Below are 14,675 nucleotides of genomic sequence, written 5' to 3' on the forward strand. Positions count from 1 at the left end.
TCACCTTTCACCTTTCACCTTTCACCTTTCACCTTTCACCTTTCACCTTTCACTATTTCTGCTCCCCGCCGCCGGCAAACAAATCATAAGCGGGGTTTGCGGTTTGTTCCGCATACTCGAATCCTAAACGATCCAGGCACGCCTCGAACACGTAGCGCTCGGTATTGGGCATTTGCAACCCGATCAACACCCGCCCGAAAGCCGCGCCATGATTGCGGTAATGAAACAAACTGATATTCCAAAGATCGCCCAAAGCCGTTAAAAACTTCAACAAGGCACCAGGACGCTCAGGAAATTGCAAACTATAGACCACTTCATTCAGCGCACGCGGCGCATGACCGCCAACCATATAGCGAATATGCTCCTTAGCCAAATCGTTCGCAGTCATGTCGACGACAAAAAAACCTTTAGCTTCGAGACAACTAATTAAATCCGTTTTATCGAAATCGTCGCCGCTCGTCGAAAGACCGACGAATACATTGGCTTTCTTTGCATCAAAATAACGGTAATTAAATTCTGTGACATTACGACTGCCGAGCATTTTACAAAAACGCAAAAAACTACCAGGCACTTCAGGAATTTCGACAGCCAACAAAATCTCTCGATGCTCGCCGACCTGAGCTCGTTCGGCAACATAGCGCAAACGATCGAAATTAATATTCGCGCCGCTTTCAATCGCGATCAGCGTTTGATCGACGATTTTTCGGATTTCGACATATTTTTTCAAGCCAGCCAAGGCCAGCGCACCGGCAGGCTCGGCAACCGAACGAGTATCGTCGAAAATATCCTTGATCGCCGCGCAAATTTCATCGGTATTGACCGTAACAACCTCATCGACCGTATGCCGCAAGACCCGAAACGGCTCTTCGCCGATCTGCTTGACCGCGACACCATCGGTAAACAGACCGACCTGCTTAAGCACAACCCGCTCGTTCGCTTTCAAAGCCTGATTCAAACAATCGGCATCGTCCGGCTCGACACCGATCAGCTTGACCTCGGGGCGTACGAATTTGATATAGGCCGCAATGCCCGCAAACAAACCGCCACCGCCGACCGGTACGAACACCGCATCGAGCACACCGGTTTTCTGCCGTAAAATCTCCATTCCGATCGTACCCTGCCCGGCAATAACATCGATATCGTCATACGGATGAATGAATGCCATATTTTTCTCGGCGGCGATTTCTCGTGCCCGCCCATAAGCTTCGTCATAGGAATCGCCGAACAAGACGATTTGGGCGCCCCGTGTGCGCACCGAGTTAACCTTAATTTCGGGCGTCGTTTGCGGCATCACGATCAACGCATCGATACCAAGCATCTGCGCCGACAGAGCCACGCCTTGCGCATGATTGCCGGCCGATGCCGCGATCACGCCATTAGCCTTAGCTTTCTCGTTTAACGTCGCAATCTTGTTGTAAGCGCCGCGCAATTTAAACGAAAAGACCGGCTGCAAATCCTCACGTTTCAAATAAACATCGTTTCTGAGGCGCCTAGACAAGTTCGGCGCATAATCCAACGGCGTTTCTTCCGCGACATCGTAGACGCAGGCCCTTAATATTTTTTCGATATACTGGCTTAACATACTTAAAAAACGGATGAGCTCTCGAATTAGATGCGTTATTATCACACATTAACAATAACTACTAACCTGAAAATAAAAAACTATGACACAAGACGAACTCAAACAAAAAGTAGCTTACGCGGCCCTAGATTACGTTAAAGGCGTTTCGATTGTCGGCGTCGGAACCGGGTCGACCGTATTTCACTTCATTAATGGCCTGGCCGAAATGAAATCGGGCATCGAAGGCGCAGTATCCAGCTCCGAAGCTACCACGGCTCACCTAAAAAAAATGGGCATTCCGGTACTGGATTTGAATGATGTCGGCACGCTCGAGGTCTATGTGGACGGCGCGGATGAAATCGATCCGAATAAGAAATTGATCAAAGGCGGCGGCGCCGCACTGACCCGCGAAAAAATCATCGCCGGCGCCAGTAAGCAATTCGTTTGCATAGCGGACGGCTCCAAACGCGTCGACGTGCTCGGCAAATTCCCGCTACCGGTGGAAGTCATTCCAATGGCAAGAAGTTACGTCGCTAGAGAAATAGTCAAACTGGGCGGCCAACCGGTCTGGCGTGAAAACTGCGTGACCGACAACAGCGGCCATATTCTCGATGTGCATAACCTGAACATCGTCGACCCAAGCGATTTAGAAAAAACTATAAACAACATTCCAGGCGTCATCACGGTCGGCATTTTCTCGCTACGTCCGGCCGACATCGTGCTGGTCAGCGAAGGCGAAGAAATCATTACTTTCTAAGCGACTCTTCGGGCGGCGAATCAAATTTTATATCGTTCGCTGCCCGAAATTCTCCATTGCTTTGCATAGACGACAACACTCAACTAACCCCAAAAATTCAAAATTAATAAATTCTAATCCATGCATTGCGCCATTGATTACGTTAGAATCAAACTTCACTCGCATTCAACATAACTCTGCTGTATGCGGCTGCCCTCTAACACACGATAGGAGCGCATTATGAAAACCAAACCCTTACTTATTTTAACGACCCTTATCGCTATAACTGGTTGTGGTAATTCCGACGATACGGCAAAAGTCGAAAAACCCGACACCTCGACCAAACCGATCAAAAAATCCGTTTCCGAAGCCGCCGAATCCGTAAAGGAAATCACCAAAGAAGCCGCAGAAGCGGCGCAAGAGAAAACGAAAGAAGCATTGGAAAAAGCCGACGAGACAAGGTCTCAAGCCGTCGAGGAAGTAAAAGAATCGGCTGAATCAGCTGCCGAAAGCGCTTCTGAGGCGGTCGATGCGACCAAAGAAGCCATGGAAGATGCCGCCGAAAAAGCCAAGGAAGCAGCCCAACCCGCCCTTGATAGCCTGAAGGAATCCACATCGAAGGTAATCGAAGAAGTCAAACCGGATGACAGCGATAAGGCCGAGTAAGCCTCGCTATCGACAAACATCTGCGCACAAGGATGTGCCGATACCGGTCATCGAAACGCACCCAACTGTTTCTCACCAACCTACCGCCTCACTACCATTAAGTTAACGGAAAACCTTTATCCGTCATGGCCACACATTATCAATGGCAGGCTTTTAAGGCACATTAAAGCCTAAAGTCAGCATGACTTAATGGCGGCGACCAACCGCCTTCAAACAAACACCGCCAACAACAAAACCAATGCGGCAAGCGCCGCGCGCCAACGCACATCGTTCTCGACTTGTTTTTGTTCGGCCAAATCGCCGCCCCGCAAGGCTTCGAAAAGTAGCTCGTTACCGGCCAACCGATGGTAGTGCAAACCGGCTTCTGCACTTAGCTGTTGCAAATAGGCTTCATGCAAATAACTCAGGTGCTCGTTACCAGCCACAGCTTCGCTACCGAAGGGAGCATTGCGGGCGTTGTAGCCCTCGATTTCTTCAGGATTCAAGTTGGACAGACCGAAAGTCGAACGATGCGGCACATCATCGGCCTTATAAAACCCCTCCCGCTCGCCCCGACTGTTGTATTTCGGTATCGGCGCCGGCTCCATGCCGCCTACACCGACCAGCAAACCGTTTATTGCACTCTTAATGCCCGAAAAATCGGCCCGATAACGCGGATTGACCGGCGGCGCTTCTTGGCCGTCGGTCATGAACACCAAACGGCTGCCGCTATCTCGGCGCATTTCCAAGGTATTCAACAACCCTTTGGCAATTCGACTGTCGGCGGCCCAGGCCATGCGCCAATCCAACGCTGCAATCGCGGCATCGATCTCGGCAAACCCCGAACACACCTCGACCGGCTCAAACAAAACCGTCGAGCGCCGCTCGGTAAAAACGCCCAATCCGACTTTCGATTCGCACGGCAACTTCAGCAACAAGTCGCGCAAGCTTTGTTTAACGAACTCTAAACGGCTCACCGCTTGGCCGTCTACCTGGTAATCCTCGACATTCATACTACGCGTGATATCGATAAAGAATGTCAAATCAAAAACCGGGCTTTTGCGTTGTTCGCGGGGATGGATGAACAACACGGCAAGCGCAATGCCTGCCGCAGCCAGGCACCAAAAACGGTAATCCTTGAAGATTTGTCGTGAATACATAGTCTCTTTATTGGTACTTTTGGTTTGTCAGTACTAACCCTTCGCTGTTTCCGATACTCCGGTTTGGGAAAGCCTTCATGCAAGCTCTTGCTTACCGATTTCGAGAAGCAAGAGCTTCTTGTACTGCATTCCCAAGCAAAGAGCTTGGGAACGAGCGAATACAGGCTATTTCCCTTGCCCCTTGTCCCTTTCCCTTGCTCCTTACCCCTTTCACAACCATCCACTCGCCGCTAACTGCTAACCAACTCAAGGCAAACCGCGTGGAAATCCCGGTACCGTCGTCCATAACTTCGACTTTTTGTTTTCGGGCTCGTCATCGCCGATGTTAACGCGGTTCATTTCGGGCAATAGCCGCATGGCGACTTCGAGATTGTATTTCGCATCCCAAAAGCCGCTATTCAAGACCAGGGCCTGACGATAGGTTTGCTTGGCAAGTCCGGCCAGCGGTAAAGCTTCATTGAAATTTAACGCCTCGGTTTGCTCGACCGCTTGCGCCAGATACAAATTACCGAGGTTATAACGGGTTTTGGTTTGCAGTTCCGGCCCGCCCTGGTCGATAATCAAATTCAAGGTCGCTAACGCCTCGTCGTAACGGTGCATTTGTCTCAGATAAATCGCGCGGGCCAGGCGTACCTCGGGCTGTGCGCCGATCACCTTTTCGATGGCGATATCATGACCCGACAACAATTTTGCTATCCATGCGTTTTCGCGTTCGATCCGATTTAAAGTCCAGAGCTGGACAATGACCGACAGACAAGCGGCGGCAAACAGCGACCAACCCACACCTTGCCGTAACGACACCTTCATCTTCTTACCTCGCAACTTTTCAAAGCCAATAGCAACAACAATAAAATGATGGCCCAGCGATAACATAATCCGGATAAATCCTGCTTCGGAATCCGTTCGAAATAATGCAACGGCCGGTTTTCCAGGGTATCGATATCGGCTATCGCCTTTTGCACCGCATCGGGATTTTCGGCTTCGTAAGCCTGATACGGCACATTGAGACTTTTAAAAAACAAATGTAGATAACGCTCCGGCATCGCATCGCTGTTATCGTTTCGAGAATCTTCGGGCACATCGAATATGCCGGGGCTGTTTTCGGTACGCAAAAACACCCAATACAAGCGGATTTGCTGCTGCTTGATCAACTGTCTCAAGGCCTGCTCGCTGTCGGGGTCGATCGCCGCCGCACCATCCGAAATCAACAATAAAATACGGGAGCCGGTCAACGGCTGTTGTTCGAAAAATGACGCTGCCAGACTCAATCCTTTGCTGATGTTGGTGTAAGCCAAAGCCGGCGCAGACGTCGCTGCAATCGCCGCCTGCACGGCCTGTTTGTTTTCGGTCAGCGGCATCACGAACAACGGCGAGGTACTGAAAGCCGTAACGCCGATGCGGTCATGCTTGCGTTTTTCGACGAACTCGGTCAACAAGCGCCGGGCCGTTGCCGATTTCGATTCATTCGAACCGTCCGGCGCCCTGCCGGCAAACGTATCGTCCATGCTGCGGCTTCGGTCGAGCAACAACACGATATGCGCACCTCGCCCGATGCGCTCGACTTTTTGTTCCTTCAAATACACGCCTGACAGCCCGAGCGATAGTGCGGCGATGGTCGACATTCCGATGACACGTAAGAGCAAAACCAACAAACCGGACAGCCAGTCGGCAGGTACGATCGCGAGCCATGAATAGGCCGACGGCGCCGCGCCGGTCTTGAGCAATGGAAACACGATCAACAACAACCCGACCAAGGCCCAGGGCGCTTCGAAAGCGATATCAGTCACCGGCCGCCTCGCTCGACTTCACGGCATAAGCGGCATAGACGTTCTATCTTGTCGAAGTCATCCCGCCCGATGTCGCCGTAACCGGCGAAAAAATAACGATTGGACACTTCAAAAAAATCATTCAACTGACCGGCTAATTTACGATAATCGGGTTGGTTTCGATAAAACTCATTAAGCTTGTGTTGAAACAAAGGTTTGCGGTTCAATGTGTTAAGTGCATGGTGAACCACACTCAAGGCCGTTGCGAGATCCCGTTCAGGCAAACGCGACAATTGCCGCTGGGCCCGCTTGAAAATACCGCGTCTCGGCAAGCCCGGAAGATATCCGTAAAGATAGCTCAGATAAAGCGCGCTCAGCGCGACAATAAATAGACTCGCAAACAGTCGCCATACGGTATCGTCATTCGACAGGCCGCCAGGCGGCACATCCGGACGCATATATTCACCGCCTTCGTCTTTCCGGACCGCCAATTCGCGTAACGGCGAAATCGTGAAATGCCAATCCGGCACGTCTTGATCTATCGTTTGCGCACCTTGTTTGAATTGCACCGAAAACCCCGGAATCGCCAGCATCTTGACTTCGAGCGGCGCATAAAAAACCTGATAACGGATATCGATGACATGGCGCACGCCTTGAGCGATCTTGCTTTGCGAATTCTCGACCTGGTTGACCGTTAACCACCGGTTCAATTCTCCTGGCTTCGGCAATGTATTGTTGTTCAATTCGATGCCGGCGCGTGTATCGATGACGATACGATGAGCGATTTCATCGCCGATGACATAACCGAACGGCTTCGGCGTTAAAAACTCGAAACGACTGACCGATTGTTGCAGCGATCCGGAACAACCGCTGATCAAGACTCCCAGTAACAACATTAACCTCAGCATGCCTTCCCAGACGGAGCGCTCATCGTAATTCATTGCTTTAAATAACCTCTTGTAAACTTAGCCAATATGACCTCGATACCATTAATTGTCACCTAGCGCTCATGAAGGCCCGGCCATCGCCCCAACAAATAAAAATTCAGATTAGGGAGGGTGCGGTCACTCACCCGACAGGACGCCGTGAATACGTCCTTGTAGGCTCGACGGCGGCTGACCCTGCCGCCGACGCCTGTCGGTCGAGCAACCGCACTCTCTTCGGAACCGGCATTTTCGTTGCTGAGCTTTTGCATATCGAAAAATTAGATAAAGAGTCCAAATCTACGAACTTTCACAGTAACGTTCTCGGCAATGACATCGTGATCAGGGGATCGCTCCCACAGAGCATCAGACCCCTGTGGGGGTCGACGCCTTTATGCCCCTTTCACCTTTCACCTTTCACCTTTCATCTTTCACCTCTCACACCCCTCTCTGCAGAAAATAATTCGTCAATGCCGAAGCCTCGTAACGACCCTCAATGAACAATGGCTCCGCACCCTTGGATCTGAACCAATGCCGTAACCTGCCTCTGCGCTGCTCGAAAGCTTCGATGATTTTCCGCTTCAATCCGGGACGCATGAGCAAGGTCCGGGTGCGCTTGTTTTCACTGTCCTGAAACTTGACGATGCCCCACTCCGGCAAGTCGGCATATTCGGACGGATCCCACAACACGAGCGGAACGACGGCATGCCTACCGAAGAGACCGGCAAGGCGCGACAATCGATTCAGATCGAAATGAAAATCTGATAGCAGAAAGATCAAGGACCGCCGCAGCGGCAAATAAGGCTCTACATGAAACAGGCCGTTGCCGCCCTGCCCGTTTCGAACGCGAGACAAATCCCGAGCCAATTCCTGCACGCGGCCCATGCGCAAGCCTTTCGGAAACAGCCATTTTTTTTCGATACCATGTCCGCAGCCGATGAAACCGAAATTGTCGCCGGATTCAAAAGCCGATTGTGCGGAGGACAGTAAAAAATCGGCCGCGATTTGTAATTTCGAGGACTCGCCCGGAATGGACATCGACGCGGACAGATCGGCGATCACGAACACGTCGATTTTGCTGTGCTGTTGAAAGACCTTGACCCGGTAATTATTGAACGGGTCGAGCAGGCTGGCCCGTAAATCCAAACGCCTCGGATCGGGACTTGCCAACAACAACTCATGCCGCTTGAATAACTGTCCGCTGCCGACCATTTGCCCGGGGTGAGCGCCGGGAATCGCGCAATACCCCGGATGCGCCAAACGGTAGTGGAAAGTCTCTATCGCTAACGCCATCTCATTGACTCACGATCAGATAAACCGCGATACCGGTGAAACAACAATAGCCCGGGGCAGTGTATTTGACCGGCGCAGTCATCAGCATTTGTACGACGCCCGAAAAACTTTTATCTTCACGGTTGAAAATGGACTCGCCCAACATCCAGAGCGCCGAATTCAAAACGATCAGCACTAGAATCGTAAAAAAGCCGACATCGCTGAATAAAAACGATTTGCTCGCCAGCAAGGCGGTTTTATCGGAAGCATGCAGCAAATTCGCGAATAAGATGCCGATCATCAATGCGCCCTCGTCGAAGGCTACGACGAAAAACGTGTAGGTAAGCCGCTGTAAGGGTCCGGCAACTTTAGCGACGGAGCGGAAATAGCGCGTCATGAAGAGAAACGGCAGGCTGAAACAAAAAAACAACAAGCCGATATCGGCCAAGAGCACCCAAAAACGGTAGCCAACCGCATCGTTCACGGCGCCGGTGAAGTACGCGGCATAAGGCACCGCCGAATAATGATCGAGCGCGCTGGCGATCAGCGCTCCGGCAAAGCCCACGCCGGACCAAGTCAAATACATTTCCACTAGATGACTGAAGCCGGCCTTCGGCACAGCCGATTCGATCCATTTTTTATAATTCATTGGATTGCTTAGTTAACTTGTTTATTGTTTTTCCGGTTCCCGGTTCCAATGTTTTTTTTCTGGTTCCCACGGTCCTCCATGGAAACCCATACCTTGGCTGCTTCGGTCAGACCGGTATGCATTCCCACGCTGGAGCGTGGGAACGAGGAATTCACCGCTTACTGCTATCAAACCTCAAGGCGCGGCAATCGCCTCCAAAATCCCGTCGATCAACTCGGGCATCAGCTCGTCTTTGCGATAGGCCATGATCGGATTCAGAAAAATGCGGTGCGCCATCGTCACCCGATAAACCGCTTGGACATCCTCGGGCAGCAATACCGTGCGACTCTCGAGCCAGGCGCGGACTTTCGCGGCGCGTATCAGATAACTCATGCCCCGAGGGCTGGCGCCCGCCTGTATCAATTGAGACATATCGACATCGCTTAGCCTGATCCCGTATCGGCCGGGCTCGGCAGCGGCCTTCCATAGATCGAGCGCGTATCGCCGCAATGCAGGACTCGGTTCGATCGTTTGTTGAATCTGAACGGCCCATTCGTTGAGTTGATAATAAGGGATTAGGCTGCTATCGATTTCGCCGACCAAGGCATCGACATCGTGAAAGCGTGGGTTGAACATCAGATCATCCAAGACGGTATCGTCATTCGGCGTCTCGATGCCGATTTCCATTAAAAAGCGGTCGCGCGCGGCGGCCGGCAATTCGAAGGTTTCTTCTTTTTCGACGCGGTTACGGTCCGCGAATACTTGAATATGCGGGAAAAGATATTCCCGATTGAATGCGCCGACGCTACGCTCTGCCATTACGCGCAGTAGCAGCGAGTGTACCTGTGGTCGGGCGCGGTTAATTTCGTTAAAAAAGAAGGTCGAGAGTTGCTCGCCTTGTTTCAACAACGGCCCCGGGTCGACGCAAGGCTTGCCGTCACTGTTTAAATACGTGTAATAAATCAGATCGGCCGGCATCAAATCGATCGTACCCTCGATGCGTTGATACTGCCCACCGAGCCCTTGCGCGACCGCGCGCAGCAAGGTGGTCTTGCCGACCCCGACATTGCCTTCGAGCAAGACGTGCCCGCGCGCGAATACCGCGATCACGATATTTCGAACCGCTTCTTGCTGGCCGATCACGACTCGGTTGATTTGTTGCTCGAATTGCAGCGCCTTTTCGCGCCAATCGTTCAGTAATTTGTCTGTCATGGCAGAGATAAAAAAGGCCCCATCCAGCCTGCAGCCTTCTGGGGCGAAGTCATATTAGTCTTCAAAGATCACGAATGAAACCGGCGGCAAAATCAGGCCTTCGGTTTCCAAGGGGAAAATCATACCGACCACTCAGCACGGTATGCGTTTCCACATGCCATACGGCTGGTGGCAAGCGGAAACGGGATACAGTTTTAATTGATTTCTTCTACGTCATAAACAAACCTGCCGGTTTTAGAAAGATGCTCCGTTCGTTTCTTATTGCGAGCTTCCATTTCCTTAATCGACTGCGCTTGCTTATTCAGTTCATTAGGATCGTGTTTCGGGTCGTATTTACTACCCGCTACCTTTTCGGGAAAACCCGGCTTCGGCTCCCAACAAACGCCGGGTTCCTTGCAGTTAGTTCCGTCGTAAGCCATGACGGAAGACGACAAAGCAACCGCGAAACCTGCGGCACTGAGCAATAAAGTTTTTTTCATCGTGTTAACCTCGCTGTTTATTTAAGCCATTTGGCTTTACTAGTATCGCCGGTGTAGATGCTGCGAATGAACGCCATAATTTTCAGCATTTCATCGGTATTGAAGTTGACATATTGCGGCCCCATCATGCCTTGCGCGCCGCCGAACAAAATTTCGAACAAGCCCTTATCGGTCTCTCCGCTCGGATAAGTCCAGTAGTCGTCGGCCAAAGCCGGGCCTAGCTTGCCCTCAGCTTCATGGCCGTGACAACCTGAACAACCGGTCATATAAAGACTTTCCCCTTCAGCAATCACTTCTTCGTTACCGTTATAAGGATTCTTTCCGTCTTGCATGAACTGCTTGAACGCTTCGGTATCGCCGCCTTTTTTAGCGAAGCTCATATCCAGCTGTTCGCCGGTAATCGCATTACGCAAGGTAATTTCGGCATGGGCCGCAGTGCTTATCAAAGCCGTTCCGGCCAAAATACCGGCCAGTAGTCGTGTTAATTTCATTGTTATCTTTTCCTGTTTATTTTGATGCCAACGCCTGTGCGGGTTCCGAAACAAGTGGTATGCCCTCGGCGCTCAATATTTGATCGATGTCTTGACGGCGCTCGGCCAGCGCCTGATTCAACTGTTCGAGCAATTTAGTATCTTCCTTGCGCACGCCCATTGAGGTGCTGTAGTGAAAGCCGACTTTCTCGCCGTCGGCGCGGACGTTATTGTCCGGAATGACCGCCATCGTCAGAGGCGTCGCGGATTCCTTGACATAGCGAGCAGCGGAAGGCCCCCACAACACCGCGACTTCGGCATTACCAGAGGTGACTTCGCCGACCAGCTTCGCCGGATCGTATTTTACATATTGGTTCCGGCGCGACTTGAAGCCGACTAGTTCATGCATGTAGTTGAATTGGTCGTTGTAGCGTCCAATCTTGCGCATCATCACTTCGGCCGGGGTGCCCGGAATGAAGGCGATGCGCTCGGCATTCATCAATGCATTGCTGTCCCAGCCATGAAGATCCAAACCGTCCTTCGCCCGAGTGATGAAAACATAACCCGACCGATAATATGGCTTGGTCGTCAGCACGCGCGGGTCGCCGGTATCCATGCCGATCACAACATCGCACAAACCTTTATCCAAATAATCGCGTACGAAATAGCGCGCATCGGTCCAATTGACATATTCGATCGGCCGCCCGAGCGCCTCGCCGACGACTTGTGCGATCTTATTTTCGAAGCCTTCGCCTTTTTTGTTCGCATAAGGCATTTCGTTTTCAGCATTACACACTTTCAGAGGCTCTTCGCTTGCATGAGCCGAAGCCGACACAGCCAAGCCAATAGCCAACGCAGTCAAAATGTCATTCAATTGTTTCATTTAGCCCTCTTTATGTAGGCCGGGCTAGTCCTCGCCTAGCGTTAGGTGAGAGACGTAGCCCGACATTCATGCCTCATTTATTACAACGAGAATACCATCACGCCGCCGCCCATTTGGGTGTGATGCGCCAACTCCTTGAACGCACCGACCGCGCCTAAACCGGCCGACGGGTCTTTCAGATCGAAGACCAACCCGACACCGGGCCAACCGCCGACTCCATAGTAAATCGCGACATATTGCTTACCTTCGTGTTTATAAGTAATCGGGTGACCGATCACGCCGGAAGGCAGCTTGAATTTCCATAGTTCTTCGCCGGTTTTCGAGTTCAAGGCCTTGATGTAGCCGTCCAACGTGCCATAGAAGACCAAGTCACCGGCTGTTGCGGTCGTACCGCCCCAAACCGCGAATTTTTCCTGAACCTCCCATTCGAACTCGCCGGTCACCGCGTTCATCGCCTTGACTTGACCTAGCGTGCCTTTCGGTCCCGGATACATGTTCAACGTCGCTCCGACGAAGAATTGGCCGGCCCGATAAGGCAGCATGAACGGTTCCCAGTCCATGCAGATATGATTCACACCCATGAAGAACAATTGCTTGTTCGGGTCGTAGGACTCGATGCCTTGGTTGTGGTAGCCCATCGCCGAAGGACAAATGCCTTTCGCTTCGTGGTCCATGCGTGTCGAATATTCCGGATCACGCACCGGCAGGCCGGTTTTCAAATCGACATGCTTGACCCAGTTGACGGTGTTGTCGATCTTGAACGCGTTGACCAGGTCGCCGTTTTCACGGTTTAGCGTATAGACGATGCCGTTGCGGTCCGGATGGGTCAGCAACTTGGTCATCTTACCGTTGACCTTCTGCTCGGACAGCCCCATGTAATTGACGCCGGCATAATCCCATTCGTCGTGAGGCGTTTTTTGATAGCCGAATTTCGCTTCCCCGGTCTCGATATCGCGGCCCCAGATCGTCATAGTCCATTTGTTGTCGCCGGGACGCATTGTTTCGTTCCACGGCGCCGGGTTACCCGATCCGTAGTACAGCATTCTCAAGTCAGGATCGTAGGCATACCAACCCCAGTTCGTACCTCCGCCGATCTTCCACGCGTCTCCTTCCCAGGTTTTCAGCCCCAGACCGAACTGCCCGTAATGCGGATTGGCCTTGTTGAAGTCTTTCGACAGCTTGATGTCTTCGTCGGGACCGGTCGCATAGACACGCCAGGCTTGCTTGCCGTCTTTGATGTTGTAGGCGGTCGCGTATCCGCGAACCCCTAATTCGGCGCCGGAAGTGCCGACGATGACTTTATCCTCGGCGACGAACGGCGCCACAGTCAGCGTCGAGCCCATCGCGATGTCGGAGTTTTCCATTTTCCATAGCAGTTCGCCGGTTTTCGCATTCAATGCGACGACATGGCCGTCCAATTGATTTAAAAAGATAGTCGCCGGATAATCCTTGCCTTGCGGCGCATAAGCCAAGCCGCGGTTGACAACGTCGCAACAAGCCACCGCGCGTGCGGCCGGGTTTTGCTTCGGTTTGAATTGCCACAGAATTTTATCGGGGTTATTCAGATCGATTGCGAATACATTGTTTGGATAGGGTGAGTGCACGTACATAATGCCGTCAACGACCAGAGGCCCGCCTTCATGACCGTTTAGAACGCCGGTTGAAAATGACCAGGCCGGCTTCAGGTTTTGTACATTCGTAATATTAATATCGTACAACTCGCTATAGTGAGTCGAGCTGTAATCCTTGGTCTGCATGACCCAATTGGTATTTTGTTTAGACAACTTATCTAACGCTTGATTGGCCTGCGCCGGCTGTGACGCGGCCAGCAAGACACTCGACACTAATGCCGCCGCGCCCCAGAGTTCGCGTTTTTTATGGTGTTGCATAATTCCTCCAGATTGATTTATCGCATAATGTCGGCGCGGCCCTCTAATAATCGCGGTGTTTGTTATTACAACCGGCTTAGCGTGATCAAGGCGCATAACGAATCATTCATAGAGGGCAGCGCACGGACGGTAATCATACGGAAGGAGCGGTATGCAACGTTACGGAATACGGCACCTAGAACTCGGGAAAAGCGCTAAGAAAGAACCGGGAAATTGTCCCGCATCTTTATTTCGGGAAAAGCTCCCATGGCTTTACCGTTAAATATCCGACATTATTCCCGATTTAATTGTATGGAGAAGTAACAACGTGTCGGATAAGATCGATGTACTGCTGGTGGACGACCATGCCGTGGTTAGGGCCGGTTACAAAACCTACCTTTCACTGTCGAATAGAATCGGCGATATTTACGAAGCCGACAAGGGCGAAACCGCTTGCCAACTCTACACTCAGTATCAACCGAATATTGTCGTGATGGACTTGTCGATGCCCGGCATCGGCGGTTTCGAAAGCATAAGACGCCTGATAGCGCGCGATCCGAATTGCAAAATCTTGGTGTTTAGCATCCACAATGAATTGGTCTATGTAACCCGCGCGATCAAGGCCGGTGCAAAAGGGTTCATCACTAAAAACAGCGTTCCCGAGACGCTAGTCGCGGCAGTCTGCCAAATCGCCGGCGGCGGCAGTTTTGTCGAACCCGAATTAGCCCAACAGTTGGCCTTCAACATCGCCTCCGAAAAAGACGAATCGGAACAAATCAGACAACTGTCGCCACGCGAATTCGACGTGTTTTGCTTATTGGCCAAAGGCTATACAACCCGCAAAGCGGCTGAGAAACTCTGTTTGAGCTACAAGACGGTGTGCAACCATGGTACGGCGATCAAGGACAAACTCGGCGTCAAATCGGTCGCCGAGATGACCCTACTCGCTAGCCGGCACGGCATCATAGACAATCTAGCGCATTAATCCAAAACGCCGAAGCAAACTTAATTTGACAGAATTCTAAATCAACAATTACAATTTCTCTAACACTTAACCTTATTCAGGAAACTT

16 protein-coding genes are annotated in these 14,675 nt (G+C 51.6%); 3 read left to right on the forward strand and 13 right to left on the reverse strand.

Annotated features, from left to right (window positions below; translation table 11 throughout):
- Positions 1-52 precede the first annotated feature (52 nt).
- On the reverse strand, positions 53-1,582 hold the full coding sequence (ilvA, locus tag ACRJJO_RS03940) for a threonine ammonia-lyase, biosynthetic (RefSeq protein WP_431064616.1): 1,530 nt from the start codon (positions 1,580-1,582) through the stop codon (positions 53-55).
- A gap of 82 nt (positions 1,583-1,664) precedes the next feature.
- On the opposite strand from ilvA, the gene rpiA reads away from it, so the two are divergent.
- Both rpiA and ACRJJO_RS03950 read left to right on the forward strand, forming a co-directional pair.
- A complete protein-coding gene (gene rpiA / locus ACRJJO_RS03945) occupies positions 1,665-2,318 on the forward strand; it encodes a ribose-5-phosphate isomerase RpiA (protein ID WP_431064617.1) in 654 nt (217 codons plus the stop codon).
- Positions 2,319-2,537: 219 nt separating this feature from the next.
- Entirely contained in the window at positions 2,538-2,963 is a 426-nt protein-coding gene (locus tag ACRJJO_RS03950) for a hypothetical protein (protein ID WP_431064618.1), read from the forward strand.
- Between the two features lie 209 nt (positions 2,964-3,172).
- On the opposite strand, the gene ACRJJO_RS03955 is transcribed toward ACRJJO_RS03950, so the two are convergent.
- From ACRJJO_RS03955 to ACRJJO_RS04010, 12 genes are all read right to left on the reverse strand, one after another.
- Positions 3,173-4,102 carry a vWA domain-containing protein gene (locus ACRJJO_RS03955; protein WP_431064619.1) on the reverse strand — a complete coding sequence of 310 codons (930 nt, stop codon included), beginning with the start codon at positions 4,100-4,102 and terminating at the stop codon, positions 3,173-3,175.
- 246 nt (positions 4,103-4,348) lie between these two features.
- A complete protein-coding gene (locus ACRJJO_RS03960) occupies positions 4,349-4,909 on the reverse strand; it encodes an MxaK protein (protein ID WP_431064620.1) in 561 nt (186 codons plus the stop codon).
- Positions 4,906-5,889, reverse strand: coding sequence for a vWA domain-containing protein (locus ACRJJO_RS03965; protein ID WP_431064621.1), 984 nt, complete (start codon positions 5,887-5,889; stop codon positions 4,906-4,908). The genes ACRJJO_RS03960 and ACRJJO_RS03965 overlap by 4 nt, the downstream gene beginning before the upstream one ends.
- Positions 5,886-6,809: a nonribosomal peptide synthetase MxaA gene (locus ACRJJO_RS03970; protein ID WP_431064622.1), complete on the reverse strand. Its 924-nt coding sequence runs from the start codon at positions 6,807-6,809 to the stop codon at positions 5,886-5,888. The genes ACRJJO_RS03965 and ACRJJO_RS03970 overlap by 4 nt, the downstream gene beginning before the upstream one ends.
- Before the next feature lie 59 nt (positions 6,810-6,868).
- The gene (locus ACRJJO_RS03975) at positions 6,869-7,063 is read right to left on the reverse strand and encodes a hypothetical protein (protein WP_431064623.1); all 195 of its coding nucleotides are present in this window, start codon (positions 7,061-7,063) and stop codon (positions 6,869-6,871) included.
- A 166-nt stretch (positions 7,064-7,229) separates the two neighbouring features.
- Entirely contained in the window at positions 7,230-8,084 is an 855-nt protein-coding gene (locus tag ACRJJO_RS03980; protein WP_431064624.1) for a DUF58 domain-containing protein, read from the reverse strand.
- A 1-nt stretch (position 8,085) separates the two neighbouring features.
- On the reverse strand, positions 8,086-8,712 hold the full coding sequence (locus ACRJJO_RS03985; RefSeq protein ID WP_431064625.1) for an MxaP protein: 627 nt from the start codon (positions 8,710-8,712) through the stop codon (positions 8,086-8,088).
- Positions 8,713-8,886: 174 nt separating this feature from the next.
- Complete coding sequence (locus tag ACRJJO_RS03990) at positions 8,887-9,903, reverse strand: AAA family ATPase (protein WP_431064626.1); 1,017 nt, start codon at positions 9,901-9,903, stop codon at positions 8,887-8,889.
- Positions 9,904-10,097: 194 nt separating this feature from the next.
- The gene (locus ACRJJO_RS03995; RefSeq protein WP_341326384.1) at positions 10,098-10,382 is read right to left on the reverse strand and encodes a methanol dehydrogenase [cytochrome c] subunit; all 285 of its coding nucleotides are present in this window, start codon (positions 10,380-10,382) and stop codon (positions 10,098-10,100) included.
- Between the two features lie 17 nt (positions 10,383-10,399).
- Positions 10,400-10,873 (reverse strand): cytochrome c(L), periplasmic, encoded by a 474-nt coding sequence (gene moxG / locus ACRJJO_RS04000; protein WP_431064627.1) that lies wholly within the window; start codon positions 10,871-10,873, stop codon positions 10,400-10,402.
- A 16-nt stretch (positions 10,874-10,889) separates the two neighbouring features.
- Positions 10,890-11,735 (reverse strand): methanol oxidation system protein MoxJ, encoded by an 846-nt coding sequence (gene moxJ, locus ACRJJO_RS04005; RefSeq protein ID WP_431064628.1) that lies wholly within the window; start codon positions 11,733-11,735, stop codon positions 10,890-10,892.
- 80 nt (positions 11,736-11,815) lie between these two features.
- Complete coding sequence (locus ACRJJO_RS04010) at positions 11,816-13,624, reverse strand: methanol/ethanol family PQQ-dependent dehydrogenase (RefSeq protein ID WP_341326386.1); 1,809 nt, start codon at positions 13,622-13,624, stop codon at positions 11,816-11,818.
- 307 nt (positions 13,625-13,931) lie between these two features.
- Between ACRJJO_RS04010 and ACRJJO_RS04015 the strand changes: the two genes are divergently transcribed.
- Positions 13,932-14,588, forward strand: coding sequence for a response regulator (locus ACRJJO_RS04015; protein WP_431064629.1), 657 nt, complete (start codon positions 13,932-13,934; stop codon positions 14,586-14,588).
- Positions 14,589-14,675: the final 87 nt, after the last annotated feature.

This window comes from Methylotuvimicrobium sp. (assembly GCF_050611805.1).
In the GTDB taxonomy this organism is placed as follows: Bacteria; Pseudomonadota; Gammaproteobacteria; order Methylococcales; family Methylomonadaceae; genus Methylotuvimicrobium.